Below are 20,754 nucleotides of genomic sequence, written 5' to 3' on the forward strand. Positions count from 1 at the left end.
ATCAATCGTATTAGCAAGGCATTACCCAAACAACTTCCTGAATGCGAACAAAAAAAGTACTTTCCTTTGTTTGCACTACAACGTGATCTGGCTTTACATCTGCTAATTTACCACGGACACTTCCTTTACTTGTTTCCACGACAATCTCCCTGCCTATAATATTCTGCAAACTTTGTACGACGAAAGGATCATATAATGATACATATTCTACTTCGCTACCGTGTCCATGTCTCTCTTGATTTTGGTATGCATAATTCTGTTCATACATAACTTTCCCCTCCTCTTTCCTGCTATGTCATTGTATGCCCAGAAAACAAGTTGGTGTGGGCAAATATCCCACATAAATAACACTTTCAATTAGAAATAGAGGCAGTTTGGAGAAAGAATTATTATTTTTTATGCTAAATCAAGGAAAATGTAAAAAACAATAAAGGTGAAACCACATGATAAGCAACTTGACGTACCCATACAAACCATATATCCTTTAACCTATCCAACTATATTTCTGTTTAGTTCTATTCGATTCAGTCTATTGTATACCATTTTGAATACTATTCCGTTTAGTTAAAATATGAATTATAATAAAGATAATCCATATGTGCTCGACCTTCTAGTTTATGAGGTGAAACCATGACAAAAAACACAAAAATATTAATTATTATCGGTGCTGCCATGTTAGTTACTTTCTCTTCCATCTTAATTTACTCTTACTTAAATGAACCTGAGCACATCCAACAGGAATATCCAATTACGCAAAATGGTAATGAAGCAGATGACGGAGGAGAAACTGTGGGAATTACAGAAGATATTCATATTGCCCCAGATTCCGGTACCACTTCCGAAACAACTCAGGGGGATGAGGAATATGATCTGGAAGAATTAACCGGCTTTGCTTTGGAAGCAATTCAAACAATAGAGATAACTGACACTCTGCAAGAACCAAGTGAGAATTCTTTTTACCAACTGGCCCTTTTAAATGATTATTATTTTAACCTACTGGGAAATCAATTGGCTGAGGAGGAAGAAGTTGAAAATAATGCGGACTGGGTCGCCAGGGAGTTAACTGCCTGGATGAACGTTGCTGATGAAACATCAGGATTTTCTTATTCCGAATCGGAATTCTTGTCCTATGTGGAACAAGAAGGATACATCAGTGGTGAAGATTTGCGAACAAGGACATTACTTAATGAATTACAATTGACCGACCACTCCTTATATGTGAGAGGTTTGGAAATAAGATATTTGAAATCATATATTTGGAATGAAGTAAAGGGAAATTTTGAACGATCTAATCCACAACAAGGAAATGAGTCAGAAGAAGATTATCAATTTCGTCTTTATCTGCTTTTTGAAGATGAGATAACAACTTATTTAGTAGAGAATTATCCTGAGTTATTACAAGAATAATAAAGAGAAGAAAAAATTTTTAAAAACCACATTTCATTTAAACTGAAATGTGGTTTACTTATGGAAGAACATATTTCTCAAATTCAACCTCGAAAGTTATAATGTTTTCTGGATCATCAGAATCGGTAACATGTAATACAGCAGAAATCGAAAAATCTAACATTTCTGTGGGAAAGTAAGCCCTTATCCCCTCACCAGTTCCTAAGATTTCAATTACTTCCGCAGAGAAGAACGTTTCATTTTGTTCCAACTGAATATCATATAGTTGTCTGTTACCACCATGGAAACGGACAACAAATGGAAGGTATTGATCTGATAATACTGCTTTTGCCTCGGTAATATGAATAATCCGGTGATATTGATGAAAGGTTTGTCTCGCCAAGTTCATTACCTTTAATGTGGGGGGGTCAATATACGCAAAGAGTATTTCATCAAATAGTTGACTATTTTGTTGTGCTGGAAGTAAAAAATTATCAATTGTGTGTAACGAACTTATTCCCATTCGAATCATTTGCTCTATTTGGTCATCTTTCAAAAAATAAATATAGTCTTTATCTTCGAACGTGAATATTATTTCATCCTTTTTTTCTTCTGACTCTTCCATTGAATCAGATACATATTGAATTAGTAGTAGTCCTATTAAGGAAATAAAAAACATGATGATAAAACTCTTGAACATCTTTTTGAACATTCCAATCTCCCCTCAACCTCTATTATACATGTTTCGACAAGAATATCACTTGAACTTTAGTTACAGATCCCATCGCTTCTCCTCGTCACTTGTTTCCTATGTGAGGTTTATCACTTCCACTTCTGTATAAATATGTTCCAATAAAACAAAAGGGGGGAAATCATGGACTTTTACACAGTATTAAGTAGATATTATGATCTGGTTTTCCAAAAGAACAAAAAGGCCTTGTCTATGATAAAACATTTGGTGGAAATAGATGATCACACTTCGCTATTGGATTTGGGTGCCGGTACAGGAGAGGAAGCCATTGATTTAGCATTTGAGGGTTATCACGTTATTGCAGCAGATCTCAATGAAGATTAAGATTCTCCTGCACTAATTATTGTGATGACGAAATAAAAAGATAGCTAAGGATATGAAGGCACTGAAAAAGTATCTTACAACTTTTTCAGTGCCTTCAAGGATATGATTGTTTTTCTCCATCGCTTCGATGAAAGAACTTACTTTCCTTCTAAAAGCTCTATTAATAAGTCAGGCCGATCCGTAATAATTCCATCAGCGCCGAGGTCAATTAATTCCTTCATGGTTTCTTTATCATTAATTGTCCAATAGTGAACATCCATGCCTCTCCGATGTGCTCCTCGGAGAAGTTTCCTATCCTTTAAATTGAAGATACTTTCTTCCGTTGGAATTTGAACTGCGTCTACTTTTGGTCTGTACAAGGAATTGAGGAATAGTTTATGAAAAATGACGAACTTCGTAATTTCTGAACGGCCTCCACTCATTGCGACTCTTCCATCAGAAATCTCTGAAAAAGTGGCGTTTATTTCTTGGTCAAAGGAAGCAATTAAAACGTTATCTTCCAGCCCATATTGTTGAATTAAGGACCAAAGTTTTTCACTAATTGGAAGATGAAATTCCGGGTCATTCGTTGCCTTAATTTCGATTACCCACCGTTCTTCAGGGAAAGTCTCAAATAACTCAATCACTGTGGGAATGGTTACACCCATTCCTCTATAATTATACTCCCCATGTAAATTTTGAAAATAATGACCTGCATCCAAGGATTTAATTTCCTCTAAAGTCAAATCATTTACTCTTCCAGTGCCATCCGTAGTTCTGTCTACAGTGTTATCGTGAATAGCCACCAAATGTCCATCTGAAGTCATATGAATATCAAACTCCAGTGCATCTACACCCATATCCACCGCTTGTTGGAAAGCTTCTATAGTATTGGAAGGTGCTAAATGCTCACCACCTTGATGGGCAATTACTAAAGGACGGTCTTTTTCAAAAAACGGTTTTTCAGGTCGTTCTGAGACAGGAAAAATGAAAATGATTGCCCAGATGATAATAATGACACCAAAAATCATTCCTATCGTCTTAAAGAATGTCCTTTTTCTCGACTTTGGTACGTGAACTACCGATATACGCATTGTCTCCCCCCAGTGTTAATTAATGAAATCCTGTTGTTTGAAAAATTGATTTCTAGTTTTCGAATTATACTCAATAAAATATGCTTGTCTTCTTATTATATCGCGGATTTCATTAGCTAAGAACTAGTTATTTTCAGGTAAATACGTTAATCTAAGTAATCGGTCATCCCCACTGGAAGGTGTTCCCCTGCCATCTGTATTATTCGTAATTACATAAAGATCTCCATCATACTGAACCACATCCCTTAGTCGCCCTTCCGTTGAGAATATCATTTCCATGGATTCTGATTCCATATCGTAACCATATAGACTTTGTCCCCTTAACCCAGCAACAACTAAATAGTCATGCCAAAATGTCATACCCGAAGGAGCCCATGTATCATTGCCAGAATGAATAAGGGGGAGTTCCATTCCCTCCTGTTCCTCATCACCTTTTATGATAGGCCAACCATAGTTTTTACCAGATACAATCTCGTTAATTTCATCATGGGCTGTGGGACCATGCTCTGAACTAAAAAGCTTTCCATTTGAATCCCAAGCTAGCCCTTGTGGATTACGGTGTCCATATGAAAAAAGATAAGAATCTTGAAAAGGGTTGTCCTCTGGTACATTTCCGTGAATATCCAAACGTAAAATACTACCGGCTAAATTATCTTTTTCCTGTGATAGCTCAGGGTCATTTGCATCCCCTGTTGTTACATATAAATATCCATCTGGTCCAATCGCTATCCTACCACCATTATGGATGCGGTCTCCTGGAATATCTTCTATCAATATATCTGTCTCTTCCCATCGTTCACCATCAAAAAGCACTTCCACAACCTTATTTGCTAACCCAATCTCTGAAGAATAGGTGTAATATAGAAATGCTTGACCGCTTTCATTGAAATCCCCCTTCAACTCCATGCCTAATAGCCCCCCTTCCCCTTGATGGGCTATAGGATCAGAAGTATGAATTGGATATCTGGTCATGGTACCTTCCTCTATAACAACGATAGTCCCTTCCCTCTCTGTCAAAACAACAAACTTGTCATTAATATTGATATCCCATGGGATATTTAATTGATCTGCAACCACTTCCAATTCCCAGTTTTGACTTTTAATCTCTGAGATATCAGGTTCATTTTTTAAGACACCATTTTCAGAAGAGATATCCTCTGGATCTGAATCACTGTCACTGTCATTACTTGATGTTTCTTCTAGGTTTTCAGTCTCAATCATATCCCCTTGACACCCTGCTACAATAAGAAACATTAACATGATCAGAACATATTTCATCAAATTCCCCCTTTGAAGTATTACAACCTATTCTTACTGTTAATGGTCGCCATAATTCTTATAAAATGCAAAGGAAAAGCCTCAGCAACATATGCCAAGGCTTTCTTTCTATCTGAATACATTCATTATTATTGTTTAGAACCTTTTCCACCACTTAATTTACTGAGGGAAAAGAGATTGGAATCGATGGAAAACATGAGTTGATTCCTTTCCCGTTCCCTTTTTAACGCTAATTGAATTAAGTCGTTTAAAAGTTGTTGATATGGCTTACCTGAAGGTTCCCAAAGGTAGAAGGATAATGATCCTGGGATTGTGTTAATTTCATTAATATATACTTTTTTCCCATCATCATTGTCGATTAGAAAGTCGATCCGTGATACCCCATTGCATCCAAGTACTTGGAAAGCTCGTTTTGCCAACTCCTGTACTTCCTTTGTTTTCTCCTCACCGATTTCTGCAGGGATGATACGATTGGTGGATTCCATTCCTTTACTTGCACCACTATCTTTTGAAGATCCTCCTGCATATTTGTCTTCATAAGACAGAAACTCATCACTGCCTAAAACTTGTTCAATCACGGATGCTTCTACCGACTCGTAATCTCCTAACACGGAGCAATTGACTTCGGTTAAATTTTGAACTGCTTTTTCCACCACTATCTTTAATGCAAATTGGGAGGCAAGTTCCACCGCTTCCTCTAGTTCTTCCTGATTAGTAGCTTTACTAATCCCCACACTAGATCCTAAGTTTGCAGGCTTCACGATAACTGGATAAGATAATGTTTCCTCTACCTTTTTCACCAAAGCATCTTGGTCCTCTGTCCATTCAGAAGAATAAAACCATACGTATTCAAGGATTGGTAATCCTGAATCCCTGTAAACATTCTTCATGATAACTTTATCCATTCCCGTACTGGAAGATACAACATCGCAACCGACATAAGGGATTTTTAAAAGCTCCAAGAATCCTTGAAGCACTCCGTCTTCCACAAATGTTCCATGTACAATTGGAAATGCCACATCAATTTCATTAATAAAGCTTTTACCAAACTTCGGCTTAGGGTCTTTATGAATAGCGACTTGATTGACAGATGTCCTTGAAATCTGAACCTTCTGTGCTTTTTGGAGCAACCCTTTAAGGTTTTTATACTCCTCAATATCTATCAATTCCTCGCCTGTGTACCAGGAACCTTCTTTTGAAATATATAAAGGAATAATTTCATATCTCTCTTTATCCATGTTCTGTATTGCTTGGAGGGCTGAAATAACAGACACCTCGTGTTCAACAGACATCCCACCGAAAATAACGGCCACTCTCGTCTTCATACGGACACCTTCCTATTCATTAAAAGTATCAGGTAAATCATTTTCTAACAGAACAATCGTCTTTTCCTGTGCCACTTTGTGCATTTGTTGAATGGCATCTTGCAAGTTTTCTGCTACATACAATTTTGCTTCTGGGAAATTTGCTTCCTTCAGACCATCCTGTAATGGAATTGTCTGTTTTTTCCCAACCAGGATGATGTAGTCCAGCTTATCTGCTGCATATACAGCCCACGCTTTATTTAAGTCATATTCCTTCTCCCCTAGTTCAATCATTCCAGGGGTGACTAACATCCTAAACCCTTCCATACTGCTAAGGACATCCACAGCCATTTTAGAACCAACAGGATTAGAATTAAAGCTGTCATCAATGATCGTAATATTCCCAGTTGTTCGTTTTAATTCCAGTCTGTGGGAAACTGGTTCAAGACCACGGATAGGCTTTACCATATCACTGAGTGTCATGCCTAACTCTAACCCAATGGAAATCCCAGCTAATATATTATAAACATTGTGTTTCCCGAGGAGTTTAGTCCGGTATGACTGAATTTCCCCGTTTCTTAATAAAACTGTAAACTCCATTCCTTTACTGCTGTAAGTAATATCTTTCGCTTTTATATCCACATCATCCGCTTCAATTCCATAAAAAACTTTACGACACGTGTTTTTAGGATCATATGCCATGATGTTAGGATCATCTTTATTTAAAATACCTAAACCATACTCCGGTAAAGTCTCAATGATTTCATATTTTGTCTTCTTTATGTTCTCCAATGATTTAAACGTTTCTAAGTGCTGTTCACCAATTGCTGTCAAAACGCCATACTGTTGATCTACAAGTTCACAAATCTCTTCAACATCCCCGTTTTGTTTGGCTCCCATCTCAGCAATGAAAATATCATGATAAGGCTTTAACTTTTCCCTTATCGTCCTAGTTACCCCAAGTTTTGTATTAAAACTTTCCGGTGTCATTAGTACATTAAATTTCGAAGCTAAAATATCATGCATAAAATGCTTAACACTTGTTTTCCCAAAACTTCCGGTAATCCCTATAACTTTTAAATCTTTCATCGAGTGAATAATATTTTTTGCATCATTGAAATAGTACTCATTAATACGGTTTTCAATTGGTTTATTCATGGTATTCGCCAGCAATACAATATAATAAGCCAGCACCAAACTTATTGCCAATAAACTATACATCGGTATTTCCCCTGTGAACCTGTAAAGGGAGATGGCACCGATGAGAAGGAGTCCGTAAAGAACGAATGTTGCTGTTAACAAACGCTTAACCCTTGGTGTATAAACGAGTTTCTTTTTCTCCACTTCTCTGGAACGGAAAAGAAATAAACAGACAAAAATAATAATTCCTGAGATAAACGTGACATGAGCATTGGTAAACAAGCCTATTAGAATAGGAATAATCATCAACGTACTGCGTTTCTGAAATACTTTGTTACGATTACGGGACATCCAAAGTAAGTATCTTTCATTTCGATATGAGTTCAACTGTAGCATATGAATACTTTTTGTAACTGAGGCAATTAATGGCAAAATCCAAGCCAATATAAGTATAAGTGATAATCCAAAAATCATTGAACCGATCCCTCTCTATCCTTTTCTAGAAATTTATCTACAATGACTAAAAACTGTTGGAGTTGATCCAAATAGGCGAAATGTCCTGCATTTTTTAGGACAACCAAACCCGCATCAGGAATCAATCTTTCCATGATTTTCCCATCAGATACTGGTGTTGCTGTATCATTCTCCCCAAATATTAAAAGGGTTGGTACGGATATTTTAGGCATCAGGTGCTGCAAATCTTCATTTACAACTTTTACCATCGTCTGCTGCATCACACCACTTGCATTTTTATAATCCGTTGATCCAACTCTTCCTTTTATTTTTGAGAGTATATCATCACGGTATCTATTTAAAATTGGAAGACGCAAAACCTGTTTACATGTTTTATAAAAATAAACTTTAAAATAATAGGAAGGTTTTCGTTTTGGTTTTACTCCTGCGCTGTCCACTAAAATTAATTTTTTTACTCCCCCATATTTCGAAGCGTATAAAATAGAAATTCGACCACCATTGGAATGTCCCATTAGTATAGGATTTTTAATATCCAATTTTTCAATAAAAGCATGAAGGAAATCAGTAAAATCCTCCACTCCCCATGCTTCTGGAGGTTCTTGACTTTCCCCGAACCCTGGCAAATCCAACGTATAAACTCGATGAAACTTTGCAAGATGGTTATGGACTGGAGCAAATGCTTGAATATTAGCACCCCAACCATGTAATAAAATAATTGGAGATCCTTCCCCTTCCATTTTATAGTGTAAGTTCATATCATTTATCGAAATAAACATTCTTTACTCCCCTTACCATTACAGATTCAGTACTTATGATATACAGCTTGGGAATTAACTATAGATTTAAGACTTTATAAATCACTTTTTACCCATCCTTTATATTCTACACCAGTAAGGATGGAAACTGAAACCTTTCGTAGTTGTATGCCTAGTTTTTATTTATTCAATAATGGAGAAGTATGTGAATAGCATCCATAATTCAATGTTCTTCAATACTTCGAATCTCATCTTATCATATTTTAATCCTTACGGGGTTATGAAAATAGTCAATAAACAGCCATTGTTACTATGCTAATTGAACTAATTTCTATAATGTGGTCGTATAGTACAAACTTACAAAATTTTGAAGTTGTCTTTTCCTCATATTCTGGTTCAAAGTTGCAAATCATACCATTATTCAAATGTATGCAACTACTTTCCAGAAGGAGTTAAACAAATGAAAGCCGTAACATATCAAGGAATAAAAGATGTGAAAGTGAAAGAGGTTCCAGATGCTAAACTGGAAAAAAAAGATGATATCCTCGTGAAAATAACTAGTACTGCAATCTGTGGCTCGGATTTACATTTAGTTCACGGTATGATTCCAAATTTTCCAGAAGAATATATTATTGGTCATGAACCAATGGGAATTGTAGAAGATGTTGGACCAGAAGTAACAAAAGTAAAAAAAGGGGATCGTGTTATAATCCCATTTAACATTGCTTGCGGAGAATGTTTTTTTTGTAAGAATGAGTTAGAGAGCCAATGCGATAACTCAAATCCAAATGGGGAAGCTGGTGCTTATTTCGGTTATTCTAATACCTTTGGCGGTTATCCTGGGGGACAAGCTGAATTACTCAGAGTTCCGTACGGGAATTTTACACCTTTTGTAGTCCCGGAGAACTGTGAACTAGAAGATGAAAAACTTCTATTTCTTTCAGATATTATTCCTACCGCCTATTGGGGTGTGGAACAGGCCGAAGTTAAAAATGGGGATACTGTTGTAATACTAGGCTGCGGACCTGTTGGATTATTGGCTCAAAAGTTTGCATGGCTGAAAGGAGCAAAGAGAGTCATTGCTGTGGACTACGTTCAGTATCGGCTTGAACATGCGAAAAGGACAAACAATGTGGAAGTACTCGACTTTACAAAATATGACGGTCTTGGCTCACATATCAAAGAGATTACACAAGGTGGTGCTGATTCTGTTATTGATTGCGTAGGAATGGACGGGAAAAAGAGTGCCGTTGAAATGGTAGAAACAGCCCTTAAATTACAGGGAGGAACAATGGGGCCAATTGTTATGGCAAGTCAGGCAGTCCGCAAGGGGGGAATTGTCAGCATAGTAGGTGTGTATGGAACAAGATATAATTTGTTCCCGCTCGGTGATTTCTTTGCACGAAACATTACCTTACGGATGGGCCAAGCCCCTGTTATTCATTATATACCTGAGTTATACAAACAGATTGTTGATGAAGTATATGACCCCACTGACATTATTACTCACCGCCTTCCTCTAGAGAAAGCAGAATATGGATATGACGTCTTTGATGAAAAACATGATGATTGCATCAAAGTTATCTTGAAACCTTAAGGAAGGAGACTTTCCATTGGAACAATGTTTCTATTGCGATAATCAGATAGGTGAAGATACCTATACTCATTATGTTTCCTTCGTCCAATCTACCGATTTCGTAGAAAAAACTTTATGTATGGATTGTTACAAAGAATGGTTAGAAGGAATTAAAGAATAACCTAATGGCTAGCTGTCCCAAATAAATCTATTCATTTAGGACAGCTCCTTTCCTCATCATATTACTGCTTTAAGATCCAACCACTTCTCCACCATTGACATGCATCACTTGACCAGAGACATATTTTGAATCATCAGAAGCTAAATATACAAAGGTGGGGGCTAATTCAAAAGGCTGCCCTGCCCGTTTCATTGGTCGATCCACGCCGAAATTCTTGACCTTATCTGCTGAAAAACTGGATGGAATGAGAGGAGTCCATATGGGACCAGGTGCAACTGCATTTACTCGGATTTCCCTTTCCTGTAAAGACAACGATAAAGACCTTGTAAATGCCACTATCGCTCCTTTCGTTGCAGAATAATCAATTAGAGATTTATTTCCTTCATAGGCTGTAACTGAAGTCGTATTTATCACCGTACTCCCCTTTTTCATATTTGGTAGTACTGCTTTGGTTAAATAAAAAAAGGAAAAAATATTCGTCCGGAAAGTGTGCTCTAACTGTTCTGCAGAAATATCAAGAATACTTTCTTGGATATACTGGACCGCATGATTGTTTATTAAAATATCGATTTTCCCAAACATAGACAGTGTCTGTTCCACAATGTGTCTCGAAAATGATTCCACTTGAAGGTCCCCAGGTAGTAAAAGACACTTTCGACCTAATTGTTCCACTCTTGCTTTTGTTTCTTCTGCATCTGAGTGTTCACATAGATACGGGATAACTAAATCTGCCCCTTCCTTCGCAAATGCATACGCTACTGCCCTACCGATTCCACTGTCACCTCCAGTAATAATCGCAACCTTTCCATTTAGCTTTCCACTGCCAATATAACTTGGATTTTCTGAAATTGGCCGTGGTACCATGATGGATTCCAATCCTGGGTGATGTTCTTGATGTTGTGGATAAAATGAAACAGGAACATCCTCACATTGTTTTTCCATATTATAATATGGGTATTTTGGATACTTCACCTTTACTCCCCCTAATGAAATAGGTATTTACCACAGATTATGCTTCGGGAATATTTATTGGGAGTACTTTATATAATGTAGAACCACTGTTAAAGGAGAAATAAATGATTTTCAACGTTCTCTAAAAGTTACTCAATCACTTCCCTAAAATTAGTACCTAGGATAAATATCTGGTATTAGTTGTTGGTCCTATATATAATTAAATTATAGATTACTGGAAAAGGGGCAAGGGAAATGAAAAAAAAGAAAATCGCTTGGGTTACCGACAGTACAGCTTTTATGACACAAGACTTAATCGATCATCCCGATGTTTACTCTTTACCCATTGTCATCATGTTCGATGAAAAGGATTATAAAGACGGGATAGATATAACGATGAATGACTTATATGAACGGATTAAAACTGGAAAAACCGTCCCAAAAACATCCCAACCTCCAGTTGGAAAATTTGCAAAACTATACGAAGATCTTAAATCGGAATATGAAACTGCCATAGCAGTGCACATTTCCAGTAAATTAAGCGGGACATTAGATTCTTCTGTAGCAGGCAAAGACATGGCTGGATTCGAAGTGGAAGTAGTGGATTCTAAATCCATTTCCTACGCCATGACTACCTTAATAAAAAAAGGAATGGAATATGAAAAACAAGGTTTCTCTGCCAAAGAGATAGCTTCTAATTTGAGGAAGGAAACAAAAAACTCCGAAAACTATATTTTAATCGGAAACCTTGATCAGTTTTATAAGGGGGGGAGAATGAATGGTGTTCAATTCCTTCTTGGGAGTATCTTACAAATTAAACCTATCCTACAGATAAGTACAGAGGGTGAAATTGAATTAATTGAAAAGGTCCGCTCTGAAAAAAAGGCGTTCAATCGTATAATAGAGCAATTAAAACTATCCTACGAAAAGCATACAATTGACCAAGTACAAATATTACATGGAAACGCCCTATATAAAGCAGAGGAGTTAAAGAAAAAAGTTCAAGAGCAATTCCCCGCTCTCGATATTGTTGTAGGAGATATTAGTTCATCTATTGCTGTTCATGCTGGGGAGGGGACATTAGGAATCATTTGGCACAAACAATAGCGCAACTTATACTTACCTTCTAAAAAGAAGTAATTCCCTTAACTCATGGGAATTACTTCTAATTTATTCTCCCCTACTTTTTTGAATCTCTTTAAAACATTGAATAAATTCCTTTGGATCGTCTTTGACATTATACGTAAAAACCCCTTGATTTGTATGTAAATATAAAAACCCCTCTTGTCCACGGATTATTTTAAAGGAAATATCAATGATTGTGTTTAATAAAAACTCTTTCGTCTCTGTTACGACACGATCCTCATACAATTTAAGCCAACATTTTTTTTCCACATTTGTCTGTTCCAATGGGGTAACTACCCGTTCCATTCTTATATAAGGATGTTCACTAATAAAATTCATTAATTTCCTCCAAAAGATTATTTTTTCTTAGTATCCCCGATCCCAATCGTGTTATATCCTTCTACGAATCATACTTGGATAAGTTTCAAAAACTGCTATTAAAGGAATGATAAAAGTAAAGTATTCATCACATCCTAACCTTTAGATAGAAAGCGAAGGGAGTTGGTTATTTTTGGCTAAGAAAAAAATAGCATGGGTTACTGATAGTACTGCCTATATTTCAAAAGAGTTAGCAGAAAATCCGGATGTTTATGTCCTCCCATTAGGGATTATTTTTGATAATGAGGTCTTTGAGGATGGGGTAGATTTGTCTGTTCAAGAATTATATACCCGAATCCGAAATGATAAGGAAGTACCCAAAACATCCCAACCATCTGTTGGTAAGTTTGCTGAGCTTTATGAAAAGTTAAAGGAAGAATATGAGCATGCCATTGCTGTCCATATTTCCAGTAAACTCAGTGGGACATTGGACAGTTCCACTTCTGGGAAAAATATGGCAGAGTTTAATGTAGAAGTAGTTGATTCCCTCTCCATGTCCCACGCCATTACATCCTTAATTTACAAAGGGATAGAACTTGCCGATAAAGGAATGAGTGCAACTGAAGTCGCTGATAGATTAAGGGAAACGGCAAAGAGAGGGGAAAACTACATTCTCTTGGGAAATCTTGACCAATTTTATAAGGGCGGTCGTATGTCAGGTACACAGTACTTACTGGGAAATATTTTAAAAATAAAGCCGATTATTCGAATTAATACAAATGGAGAATTTGAACTTTTCGAACGGGTCCGGTCCGAAAAAAAGGCAATAACCAGAATGATTGATTTGTTAAAAAATTCCTATGAAAAAAACACCATTCATCAGGTTCAGATAATGCATGGAAATGTATTCGATAAGGCCGCTGAACTGAAAGAATTAATACAAGTGCAGTTTCCAGATTTGGACATTTTCATCGGAGAGATTAGTTCTACCATTGCAGTCCATGCAGGCGAAGGAACGTTAGCCATTCTCTGGCATAACGAATAATCGTTCTTCTTAGAATAAGGTTTATAATGGAAATCTTCCACCTGTCCTCTCCTTTTTGGTATACTATTTAAGATTACTAAAAAGGAAGAGGGTGTTCTTGTGAACAATAAAGTTATGTTAGTGGATGGTATGGCACTTTTATTTCGCTCCTTCTACGCTACAGCAGTTAGCGGTTATTATATGATTAACAGCAAAGGAATTCCCACTAATGGTATTCACGGATTCATTAAACATTTATTCACGGCAGTAAACACTTACAAACCAACTCATGTACTCTGTTGTTGGGACATGGGGAGTAAAACATTCCGTACTGAAATCTTTCCTGATTATAAAGCAAACCGTGGAGAACCACCGGTGGAATTAATTCCCCAATTTGATTTAGTAAAAGATGTGGTGGAAGCTTTAGATATTCCAAACGTGGGACTTGAGGGTTATGAAGCAGATGATTGTATTGGAACTCTTGCTCATCACTTTAAAACAGATTCTGAGGTGCTTATTTTAACGGGTGATAAAGACATTTTACAATTAATTGATGACAACGTTCATGTGATTTTATTGAAAAAAGGGTATGGAAATTATGCCTACTATCAAGAAGACACATTTGTAAATGAAACGGGTATTACCCCAAAGCAAATGGTTGATCTGAAAGCATTAATGGGAGACAGCAGTGACAACTATCCTGGAGTAAAGGGAATTGGAGAAAAGACTGCTATTAACCTCCTAAAGGCACATCATTCCATCGAAGGCATTCTCGAGAACCTTAGCACTTTAACAAAAAGTCAACGGTCTAAGATTGAACAGGACTTAGAAATGTTACACTTGTCGAGAAAATTAGCAAAAATTCACTGTGAAGTGGAAGTACAATGTTCTTTAGAACAGGCTATCTTTGAGATAGACCGAAAGAAAATGATCGATAAGTTTAAAGAATTGGAATTTAAAAACCTAGAATCAATAATTTAAGTAAGAAAAGCGCAAGCGCCTAAGGGCACGAGCGTAGGGCAGTGGAGGAATGACAACTAGAAGTCCGCTCTTTGACTTCGGTTGTCACTTCCGAAGTGCCCCGCAGCAAGTAGGCGCTGGAGCTAGACAAAGAAAAGCGCAAGCGCCTAAGGGCACGAGCGTTATATAATTAATTTTAAAAGGGAGTTTCTGTTCAGAGGTTTTATCCCTCCGTCTGAAACTCCTTTTTACTATTAATCCCCGTACTTGCTAAATAGAAACTCTTTCGGAATTTCTGTTCCTCTGCTCCCTCTGACATCCACTTCTTCTTCTTCTGCCAGATAGAATATAATGAAACTTTCCTGCCCCCTGTCCGCTAACATTCTTGGCAGTTTCTCCAGTTGCGGATGCCACGCAATTGTTCCTTTTCTGGCACTCATAATAATAACCAAATCATCTTCTTTAAATTGAGGCAGAAACTTGTCATAGAAATTTGTCCATCCTTCTAGATGGACTAGCGTTGTAGGTGGATTGGGTTTAACTTCTTTCATGGAATCAACATATTTATCTGTAGAATCATTAAGTACTATCCCAAGCATTCCCACATTTAACTTACTCGTTATCATCTTTATTTTTTCAAGTCCTTGATGGTATCCAGGCTTATAGTTTGCCCCTTGGGGGAGAATGACCACCACTCGCCTCGTTGTATTTAACGGATGCCCAATTTTCGAAACGAGAACAGTTTGATTCGTACGGTAAATAAACCGGTCAATAACACTCCCAAATAATTGCTTATTTGATGTTTCCGCATCCCAGCCTGCCACGACAATATTAATTCGTTCTTCCGCAATCGCTCTTACAATCCCATCAGAAACATTGAGATCCACTTTTGTTAATAGACGGACTGGCATATCAGCCCCAGAGGCGTACATGACAGCATGCCCCAACATCTTTTCAGCTTTGGCCACTTCCCCTTCTGCATAACCCACTTCTTTTTGAACCACTGTCAGTGGATACAATGGCTGATCGTCTTTTTCTGATTTAATGATAAAGGAGAGATCTAACAATGATTCCATTGTTTCAGGGGAGGATAACGGAATAAGAATCCGTTCTGGACCCTCTTTCCGTACATAGGGTTTCAAATCTTCACTAACCGCTAACTTTCTCCCGTATTTCTCGACAAAATAAGGACCTAGCATACACGTTAATAAGATCATTATAATGACTGCATTAACCGTAGCCTGATCCAATAATCCAATGTCATATCCAACGAGAGTTGCTGCGAGTGTTGCTGCAGCTTGTGGAATAGAAAGTCCAAACATGACTTTCGTCTCTGTAGTATTGTACTTATAGATCTTGCTTATGATAAGTGGGGCTAGACCCTTCCCAATAAAAACCGCTGCAAGTATTAGCAGCGTCACAATCCATGATCTTGGATCACTGAACAGTACGCTTAAGTCCATTAAGAGGCCAACAGAAAGTAAGAAAAATGGAATAAATAGGGCATTCCCAACAAATCGGATCCGGTTCATCAGTGGACCTTGATCAATTATAAATCGATTAAGTGCAAGACCTGCCAAAAAAGCTCCTATTATTGGTTGCATTCCTGCTACAATGGCTAAAAACCCTGAGCCAAATAGAATAACCATTACATAGGAAAATTCATTAGTACCTTCTGTACTGATGTTTCGAAAGAACCATCGTGATAAGTATGGTGTACCCCATAAAACAACAATCAAAAATAAAAGCAGTGAAATAAATAATGTGATCCAAAAATTTGGTGTTAGTTGGCCCATTGCAGCACCTGCAATAACTGCAAGTAATAAAAGGGCAAGAGTGTCCGTTAGTAATGTGCCCCCCACCGCCGTCGTAACCGCCTTATTTTTTGAAATACCCAATCTGCTTGCTATCGGATATCCCAAAAGAGTGTGCGATCCTACAATAGAGCCTATTAATAAGGATGCTGCAATACTATATCCGAGCATAAGAGCAAAGAACGTCCCAAATACTAATGGTATTAAAAAGGATAGGAGACCAAAAGAAATACTCCGATGACGATATTTTTTAAATCCATCAATGTCCAATTCTAGACCAGCAATAAAAATAATAAATAACAAACCAACAGTGCCTAATAAAACAATGGTTTGATCCCGCTCTAATATATTTAATCCATTTGGTCCAATAATAATTCCAGCTAGGATGGGACCAATGATTCCTGGGATTCGAAGTTTATTCATGAGTATGGGAGTAATAAAAAAAATTAACATTGTTAACGCAAAGATAATAACAGGATCTTCTATAGGTGTCTGAAATGTCAATGGTATCCTCCTCTTACCCAAGCATAATTGATTTTTATCATCGGATATTAAAAATCAACAATAATTTGAACATAGATACAGATGGTAGTATCCCATACTGGACTTATTTATAAAAAACTTTAAACAATTTATGATCCATATTATTTCATCTTATGTCTGCTTCAATAAGCATTATTCTAGGAATGAATTATTTTATATTTTTTTAATGTTTTAAAAATAATTTAATATTCTTGCTGATTACTGAATGCGCTTTCTTTACTAATATAACAACTATTCCATTCATAATAGGAATTCAGCTAGCTTATCCCTTTATTAAATTTGATGAATTAAGGCTTGTAAAAAGATCTCACACCATCTATAATGTCTCTTATAAAAGAACAGGTGTCCTCTATAAATAGACACGAACATGAAGGGCGAGGATAAAGATGGAAAGTATTTCGGTTGGTCTACTTGGTTTAGGGACTGTGGGGAGTGGTGTTGTTCAAATTATTGATGAACACCAAGATAAACTGATGCACCAGGTAGGGTGTAAGGTTAGTGTTAAAAAAATACTAGTGAGAACATTATCTAAAGATAGGAATATATACCTCAATGGTTCTAGACTAACAGATGATCCCAGTGATATATTAAATGATCCATCTATCGATGTGATTATCGAAGTAATGGGTGGAATAGAACATACTAGAAACTATATTTTACAGGCACTCCAAAATAAAAAACATGTAATTACAGCCAACAAAGATTTAATGGCTGTTCATGGCAGTGAACTTCTACAAGTGGCTTTAGAAAACAAGTGTGACTTATTTTATGAAGCCAGTGTTGCTGGAGGAATACCAATCCTCCGTAGCTTAGTAGAAGGTTTAGCATCGGATCGCATCAAAAAAATGATGGGAATTGTGAACGGGACAACAAATTATATTTTGACAAAAATGTCACAGGAAGGTCGAGAATATGGGGAAGTTCTTCACGAAGCTCAAGACCTTGGCTATGCAGAAGCCGATCCCACTTCGGATGTGGAAGGTCTGGATGCTGCACGAAAAATTGCCATCCTTGGAACGTTAGGATTTTCCATGAAAGTAGACTTAGATGATGTCTCTGTATCTGGTATCTCCAACGTATCAAAAGAGGATCTGGAGTATTGTCATCAATTGGGATATACAATGAAATTAATAGGGATCGCGGACCGTACAGAGGATAAAGTCGAGATTAGTGTTCAACCTACACTTGTTCCTCACAGTCATCCCCTTGCGGCAGTTCATAATGAGTTTAATGCCGTTTACGTTTATGGAGAAGCAGTTGGGGAAACGATGTTTTATGGTCCTGGTGCAGGAAAACTTCCTACTGCCACCGCAGTAGTCTCCGATTTAGTAGAAGTGGCAAAAAACATGAGGTTAGGTGTAAATGGAAACAGTGTCATCCTGCCACAGTATTCTAAGAAAATAAAATCTGACGAGGAGATTTTTGCCAAATACTTTTTACGGATTCACGCTAAAGATCAACCGGGAACTTTCGCTGCCTTAACATCCGTTTTTTCCAATCATCAGGTCAGTTTAGAAAAAATATTGCAACTTCCATTGGATGAAGGGAATCTTGCAGAAATAATCATCGTTACCCATATTGTTTCTAAACGAAACTATGACTTTATTATCCAACAGTTAAATGACCTAGATGTGGTAGAACAAGTGAAAAGCAGTTATCGTGTGGAAGGGGATGATAATCGATGATATGGAAAGGGCTCATACATCAATATAGTCAGCTATTACCAGTAACAGAAAAAACACCAAAACTCTCTTTGCAGGAAGGGAATACACCATTAATCCCTTTGGAAACACTTTCTGAAAAGTGGGGAATCGATTTATATGTTAAATATGAAGGTGCTAACCCAACTGGTTCCTTCAAAGACCGGGGAATGGTGATGGCTGTTGCAAAAGCAAAGGAAGATGGCAGTGAAGCTATTATGTGTGCGTCAACCGGGAACACCTCTGCTGCAGCCGCAGCTTATGCTGCAAGGGCTGGATTAAGGTGTATTATCGTAATTCCCTATGGAAAAATTGCAATGGGAAAATTAGCACAGGCTGTAATGTATGGTGCTGAAATATATGCCATTGAGGGAAACTTTGACAATGCCTTGCAAATGGTCCGCAACTTAAGTGAAGTATCACCAATTACCCTTGTTAACTCTGTTAATCCTTATCGAATTGAAGGGCAAAAAACGGCTGCCTTTGAAGTATGTGATCAATTAGGCAGTGCACCAGATGTGTTGGCCATTCCTGTTGGAAACGCAGGAAATATCACAGCCTACTGGAAAGGTTTCCAAGAATATCATGATTTATATAAGACTGGATTACCAAAGATGCACGGTTTTGAAGCAGAAGGGGCAGCTGCCATTGTAAGAAACAAAGTGATTGAAAATCCAGAGACAATTGCAACAGCTATACGAATTGGAAATCCTGCAAGTTGGGATAAAGCAGTAGAAGCAGCAACTACTTCTAACGGAAAAATTGATGAAGTAACAGACGCAGAAATTTTAGATGCTTACCAATTGCTCGCTCAAACGGAGGGGGTATTTGCTGAACCGGCATCTTGTGCCTCTCTTGCCGGAGTAAAAAAACACCTTGATTCCGGTGAAATTAAAAAAGGGTCTAAAGTAGTGGCCGTTCTCACTGGAAACGGCTTAAAAGATCCTAACTGCGCCATTGATACTGCCAACTTTTCTCCTATTCAATTACCAAATAACGAAAATGTTCTATTTGATCATATTTTAGGACGTGTGGCACATGAAAAATAAATATTTATTTTCCATCACTGTTCCTGGTAGTACAGCAAACTTAGGTCCTGGATTTGATTCTGTTGGATTAGCAGTTAACCGCTATTTAACGCTCCATGTCAAAACAAGTGATAAATGGTCCTTTCTCCCAGAATCAACAAATTTAACGGGAATTCCAACAGATAAAACAAATTTAGTATATGTAGTGGCCGAATCGGTTGCCCGTGAATTCGACCTGGATCTTCCCCCATGTGAAATATCCATGATTAGTGATATCCCCCTATCTAGGGGCTTTGGGAGCAGTGCAGCAGCAATCGTTGCTGGTATTGAGCTAGCTAATCAACTTCTTGAATTAGACCTGTCTCCTGAAAAGAAAGTGCGGCTCGCCAGTCTACTTGAGGGGCATCCAGATAATGTTGCCGCATCTGTTTACGGGGGATTAGTCATAGGAAATCATCGGGAAGACGCTACTGATGTGATTTTAGGTGGAACCCCTGAATTTGATATGGTAGCAGTTATCCCTGATTACGAACTAAAAACAAAGGAGTCAAGAAGTTTATTGCCTGATACCTTAACGTTCAAGGAATCTGTGAAAGGGAGTGCCATCAGTAACGTCTTAGTTGCTGCCCTATTACAAAAGCAGTGGGATGTCATGGGGAAAATGATGATGAAGGACCTGTTCCATCAACCTTATCGAGAAGAAGTCATTCCTGAGTTGAAAAAAGCTCTTTCCATTGCATCTAAATTAGGGATTTATGGGGTGACATTAAGTGGAGCGGGACCAATCATTTTGTTTTTTGCTCCAATTGGAGAAGGAAAAACCATTCGAAGGGAACTTCAAGTCTATTATTCAGAATACGCGATAGAACTTATAAAAGTAGATAAAAAAGGAGTTTGCATAGATGCAGGAATGACACCTACCAATATGAAAAGCGTAGGCGCTGGAGCTAGACAATAAAAAAAGTGCAGCGCCTATGGTCACGAGCGTAGGACAGTGTCCGAAGGTGCCAAAAACTTATAAATTATCATTAAAAAAAGGTGCGGGGTTC

General features: G+C 37.5%; 20 protein-coding genes. 10 read left to right on the forward strand and 10 right to left on the reverse strand.

Going from position 1 to position 20,754, the window contains the following annotated elements; translation table 11 throughout:
• Positions 1-10: 10 nt before the first annotated feature.
• On the reverse strand, positions 11-268 hold the full coding sequence (locus KS419_RS18790; protein ID WP_217067927.1) for a YuzF family protein: 258 nt from the start codon (positions 266-268) through the stop codon (positions 11-13).
• Positions 269-630: 362 nt separating this feature from the next.
• On the opposite strand from KS419_RS18790, the gene KS419_RS18795 reads away from it, so the two are divergent.
• Positions 631-1,407 (forward strand): hypothetical protein, encoded by a 777-nt coding sequence (locus KS419_RS18795; protein WP_217067928.1) that lies wholly within the window; start codon positions 631-633, stop codon positions 1,405-1,407.
• 58 nt (positions 1,408-1,465) lie between these two features.
• On the opposite strand, the gene KS419_RS18800 is transcribed toward KS419_RS18795, so the two are convergent.
• Entirely contained in the window at positions 1,466-2,098 is a 633-nt protein-coding gene (locus KS419_RS18800; protein ID WP_217067929.1) for a hypothetical protein, read from the reverse strand.
• A 162-nt stretch (positions 2,099-2,260) separates the two neighbouring features.
• On the opposite strand from KS419_RS18800, the gene KS419_RS18805 reads away from it, so the two are divergent.
• The gene (locus tag KS419_RS18805) at positions 2,261-2,461 is read left to right on the forward strand and encodes a class I SAM-dependent methyltransferase (protein WP_217067930.1); all 201 of its coding nucleotides are present in this window, start codon (positions 2,261-2,263) and stop codon (positions 2,459-2,461) included.
• A gap of 137 nt (positions 2,462-2,598) precedes the next feature.
• On the opposite strand, the gene KS419_RS18810 is transcribed toward KS419_RS18805, so the two are convergent.
• The 5 genes from KS419_RS18810 to KS419_RS18830 form a co-directional block, all read right to left on the reverse strand.
• Positions 2,599-3,534, reverse strand: a complete 936-nt coding sequence (locus KS419_RS18810) for a glycerophosphodiester phosphodiesterase family protein (protein WP_217067931.1) — start codon at positions 3,532-3,534, stop codon at positions 2,599-2,601.
• A gap of 123 nt (positions 3,535-3,657) precedes the next feature.
• A complete protein-coding gene (locus KS419_RS18815) occupies positions 3,658-4,812 on the reverse strand; it encodes a PQQ-dependent sugar dehydrogenase (RefSeq protein WP_217067932.1) in 1,155 nt (384 codons plus the stop codon).
• Positions 4,813-4,940: 128 nt separating this feature from the next.
• A complete protein-coding gene (locus tag KS419_RS18820) occupies positions 4,941-6,137 on the reverse strand; it encodes a D-alanine--D-alanine ligase family protein (RefSeq protein ID WP_217067933.1) in 1,197 nt (398 codons plus the stop codon).
• 12 nt (positions 6,138-6,149) lie between these two features.
• Positions 6,150-7,730: a UDP-N-acetylmuramoyl-tripeptide--D-alanyl-D-alanine ligase gene (locus tag KS419_RS18825; RefSeq protein WP_217067934.1), complete on the reverse strand. Its 1,581-nt coding sequence runs from the start codon at positions 7,728-7,730 to the stop codon at positions 6,150-6,152.
• On the reverse strand, positions 7,727-8,506 hold the full coding sequence (locus KS419_RS18830; protein ID WP_217067935.1) for an alpha/beta fold hydrolase: 780 nt from the start codon (positions 8,504-8,506) through the stop codon (positions 7,727-7,729). The genes KS419_RS18825 and KS419_RS18830 overlap by 4 nt, the downstream gene beginning before the upstream one ends.
• 439 nt (positions 8,507-8,945) lie before the next feature.
• Here KS419_RS18830 and KS419_RS18835 point away from each other — a divergent pair, with 439 nt between their 5' ends.
• Complete coding sequence (locus tag KS419_RS18835; protein ID WP_217067936.1) at positions 8,946-10,082, forward strand: zinc-dependent alcohol dehydrogenase; 1,137 nt, start codon at positions 8,946-8,948, stop codon at positions 10,080-10,082.
• 16 nt (positions 10,083-10,098) lie between these two features.
• Entirely contained in the window at positions 10,099-10,242 is a 144-nt protein-coding gene (locus KS419_RS18840) for a hypothetical protein (protein ID WP_217067937.1), read from the forward strand.
• Between the two features lie 69 nt (positions 10,243-10,311).
• Here KS419_RS18840 and KS419_RS18845 read toward each other — a convergent pair whose 3' ends face one another.
• Positions 10,312-11,184 carry an SDR family oxidoreductase gene (locus KS419_RS18845; protein ID WP_217067966.1) on the reverse strand — a complete coding sequence of 291 codons (873 nt, stop codon included), beginning with the start codon at positions 11,182-11,184 and terminating at the stop codon, positions 10,312-10,314.
• Between the two features lie 264 nt (positions 11,185-11,448).
• Between KS419_RS18845 and KS419_RS18850 the strand changes: the two genes are divergently transcribed.
• The gene (locus tag KS419_RS18850; RefSeq protein WP_217067938.1) at positions 11,449-12,300 is read left to right on the forward strand and encodes a DegV family protein; all 852 of its coding nucleotides are present in this window, start codon (positions 11,449-11,451) and stop codon (positions 12,298-12,300) included.
• Between the two features lie 63 nt (positions 12,301-12,363).
• Here KS419_RS18850 and KS419_RS18855 read toward each other — a convergent pair whose 3' ends face one another.
• Entirely contained in the window at positions 12,364-12,657 is a 294-nt protein-coding gene (locus tag KS419_RS18855) for a hypothetical protein (protein ID WP_217067939.1), read from the reverse strand.
• A 172-nt stretch (positions 12,658-12,829) separates the two neighbouring features.
• On the opposite strand from KS419_RS18855, the gene KS419_RS18860 reads away from it, so the two are divergent.
• Both KS419_RS18860 and KS419_RS18865 read left to right on the forward strand, forming a co-directional pair.
• Positions 12,830-13,681, forward strand: coding sequence for a DegV family protein (locus KS419_RS18860; protein WP_217067940.1), 852 nt, complete (start codon positions 12,830-12,832; stop codon positions 13,679-13,681).
• A gap of 99 nt (positions 13,682-13,780) precedes the next feature.
• A complete protein-coding gene (locus KS419_RS18865; RefSeq protein ID WP_343215091.1) occupies positions 13,781-14,641 on the forward strand; it encodes a 5'-3' exonuclease in 861 nt (286 codons plus the stop codon).
• A 233-nt stretch (positions 14,642-14,874) separates the two neighbouring features.
• Here the strand turns inward: KS419_RS18865 and KS419_RS18870 are convergent, their stop codons facing one another.
• On the reverse strand, positions 14,875-16,938 hold the full coding sequence (locus KS419_RS18870; protein ID WP_343215092.1) for a cation:proton antiporter domain-containing protein: 2,064 nt from the start codon (positions 16,936-16,938) through the stop codon (positions 14,875-14,877).
• Between the two features lie 425 nt (positions 16,939-17,363).
• Between KS419_RS18870 and KS419_RS18875 the strand changes: the two genes are divergently transcribed.
• Genes KS419_RS18875 through thrB form a run of 3 tightly spaced genes read left to right on the forward strand, consistent with a single transcriptional unit; the run spans position 17,364 to position 20,663 of the window.
• Positions 17,364-18,662, forward strand: a complete 1,299-nt coding sequence (locus tag KS419_RS18875) for a homoserine dehydrogenase (protein ID WP_217067941.1) — start codon at positions 17,364-17,366, stop codon at positions 18,660-18,662.
• The gene (thrC, locus tag KS419_RS18880; RefSeq protein WP_246594274.1) at positions 18,659-19,726 is read left to right on the forward strand and encodes a threonine synthase; all 1,068 of its coding nucleotides are present in this window, start codon (positions 18,659-18,661) and stop codon (positions 19,724-19,726) included. Before KS419_RS18875 ends, thrC begins: the two co-directional genes overlap by 4 nt.
• A complete protein-coding gene (gene thrB / locus KS419_RS18885; protein WP_217067942.1) occupies positions 19,716-20,663 on the forward strand; it encodes a homoserine kinase in 948 nt (315 codons plus the stop codon). Before thrC ends, thrB begins: the two co-directional genes overlap by 11 nt.
• Positions 20,664-20,754 lie beyond the last annotated feature (91 nt).

The organism is Evansella tamaricis (assembly GCF_019042215.1).
Classification (GTDB): Bacteria; Bacillota; Bacilli; order Bacillales; family Salisediminibacteriaceae; genus Evansella; species Evansella tamaricis.

Bases quoted from the DNA above. Each gene is read 5' to 3' on its own strand.
- KS419_RS18790 (WP_217067927.1), bottom strand. From the start codon at position 268: ATGTATGAACAGAATTATGCATACCAAAATCAAGAGAGACATGGACAC.
- KS419_RS18795 (WP_217067928.1), top strand. From the start codon at position 631: ATGACAAAAAACACAAAAATATTAATTATTATCGGTGCTGCCATGTTA.
- KS419_RS18800 (WP_217067929.1), bottom strand. From the start codon at position 2,098: ATGTTCAAAAAGATGTTCAAGAGTTTTATCATCATGTTTTTTATTTCC.
- KS419_RS18805 (WP_217067930.1), top strand. From the start codon at position 2,261: ATGGACTTTTACACAGTATTAAGTAGATATTATGATCTGGTTTTCCAA.
- KS419_RS18810 (WP_217067931.1), bottom strand. From the start codon at position 3,534: ATGCGTATATCGGTAGTTCACGTACCAAAGTCGAGAAAAAGGACATTC.
- KS419_RS18815 (WP_217067932.1), bottom strand. From the start codon at position 4,812: ATGAAATATGTTCTGATCATGTTAATGTTTCTTATTGTAGCAGGGTGT.
- KS419_RS18820 (WP_217067933.1), bottom strand. From the start codon at position 6,137: ATGAAGACGAGAGTGGCCGTTATTTTCGGTGGGATGTCTGTTGAACAC.
- KS419_RS18825 (WP_217067934.1), bottom strand. From the start codon at position 7,730: ATGATTTTTGGATTATCACTTATACTTATATTGGCTTGGATTTTGCCA.
- KS419_RS18830 (WP_217067935.1), bottom strand. From the start codon at position 8,506: ATGTTTATTTCGATAAATGATATGAACTTACACTATAAAATGGAAGGG.
- KS419_RS18835 (WP_217067936.1), top strand. From the start codon at position 8,946: ATGAAAGCCGTAACATATCAAGGAATAAAAGATGTGAAAGTGAAAGAG.
- KS419_RS18845 (WP_217067966.1), bottom strand. From the start codon at position 11,184: ATGGAAAAACAATGTGAGGATGTTCCTGTTTCATTTTATCCACAACAT.
- KS419_RS18850 (WP_217067938.1), top strand. From the start codon at position 11,449: ATGAAAAAAAAGAAAATCGCTTGGGTTACCGACAGTACAGCTTTTATG.
- KS419_RS18855 (WP_217067939.1), bottom strand. From the start codon at position 12,657: ATGAATTTTATTAGTGAACATCCTTATATAAGAATGGAACGGGTAGTT.
- KS419_RS18875 (WP_217067941.1), top strand. From the start codon at position 17,364: ATGGAAAGTATTTCGGTTGGTCTACTTGGTTTAGGGACTGTGGGGAGT.
- thrC (WP_246594274.1), top strand. From the start codon at position 18,659: ATGATATGGAAAGGGCTCATACATCAATATAGTCAGCTATTACCAGTA.
- thrB (WP_217067942.1), top strand. From the start codon at position 19,716: ATGAAAAATAAATATTTATTTTCCATCACTGTTCCTGGTAGTACAGCA.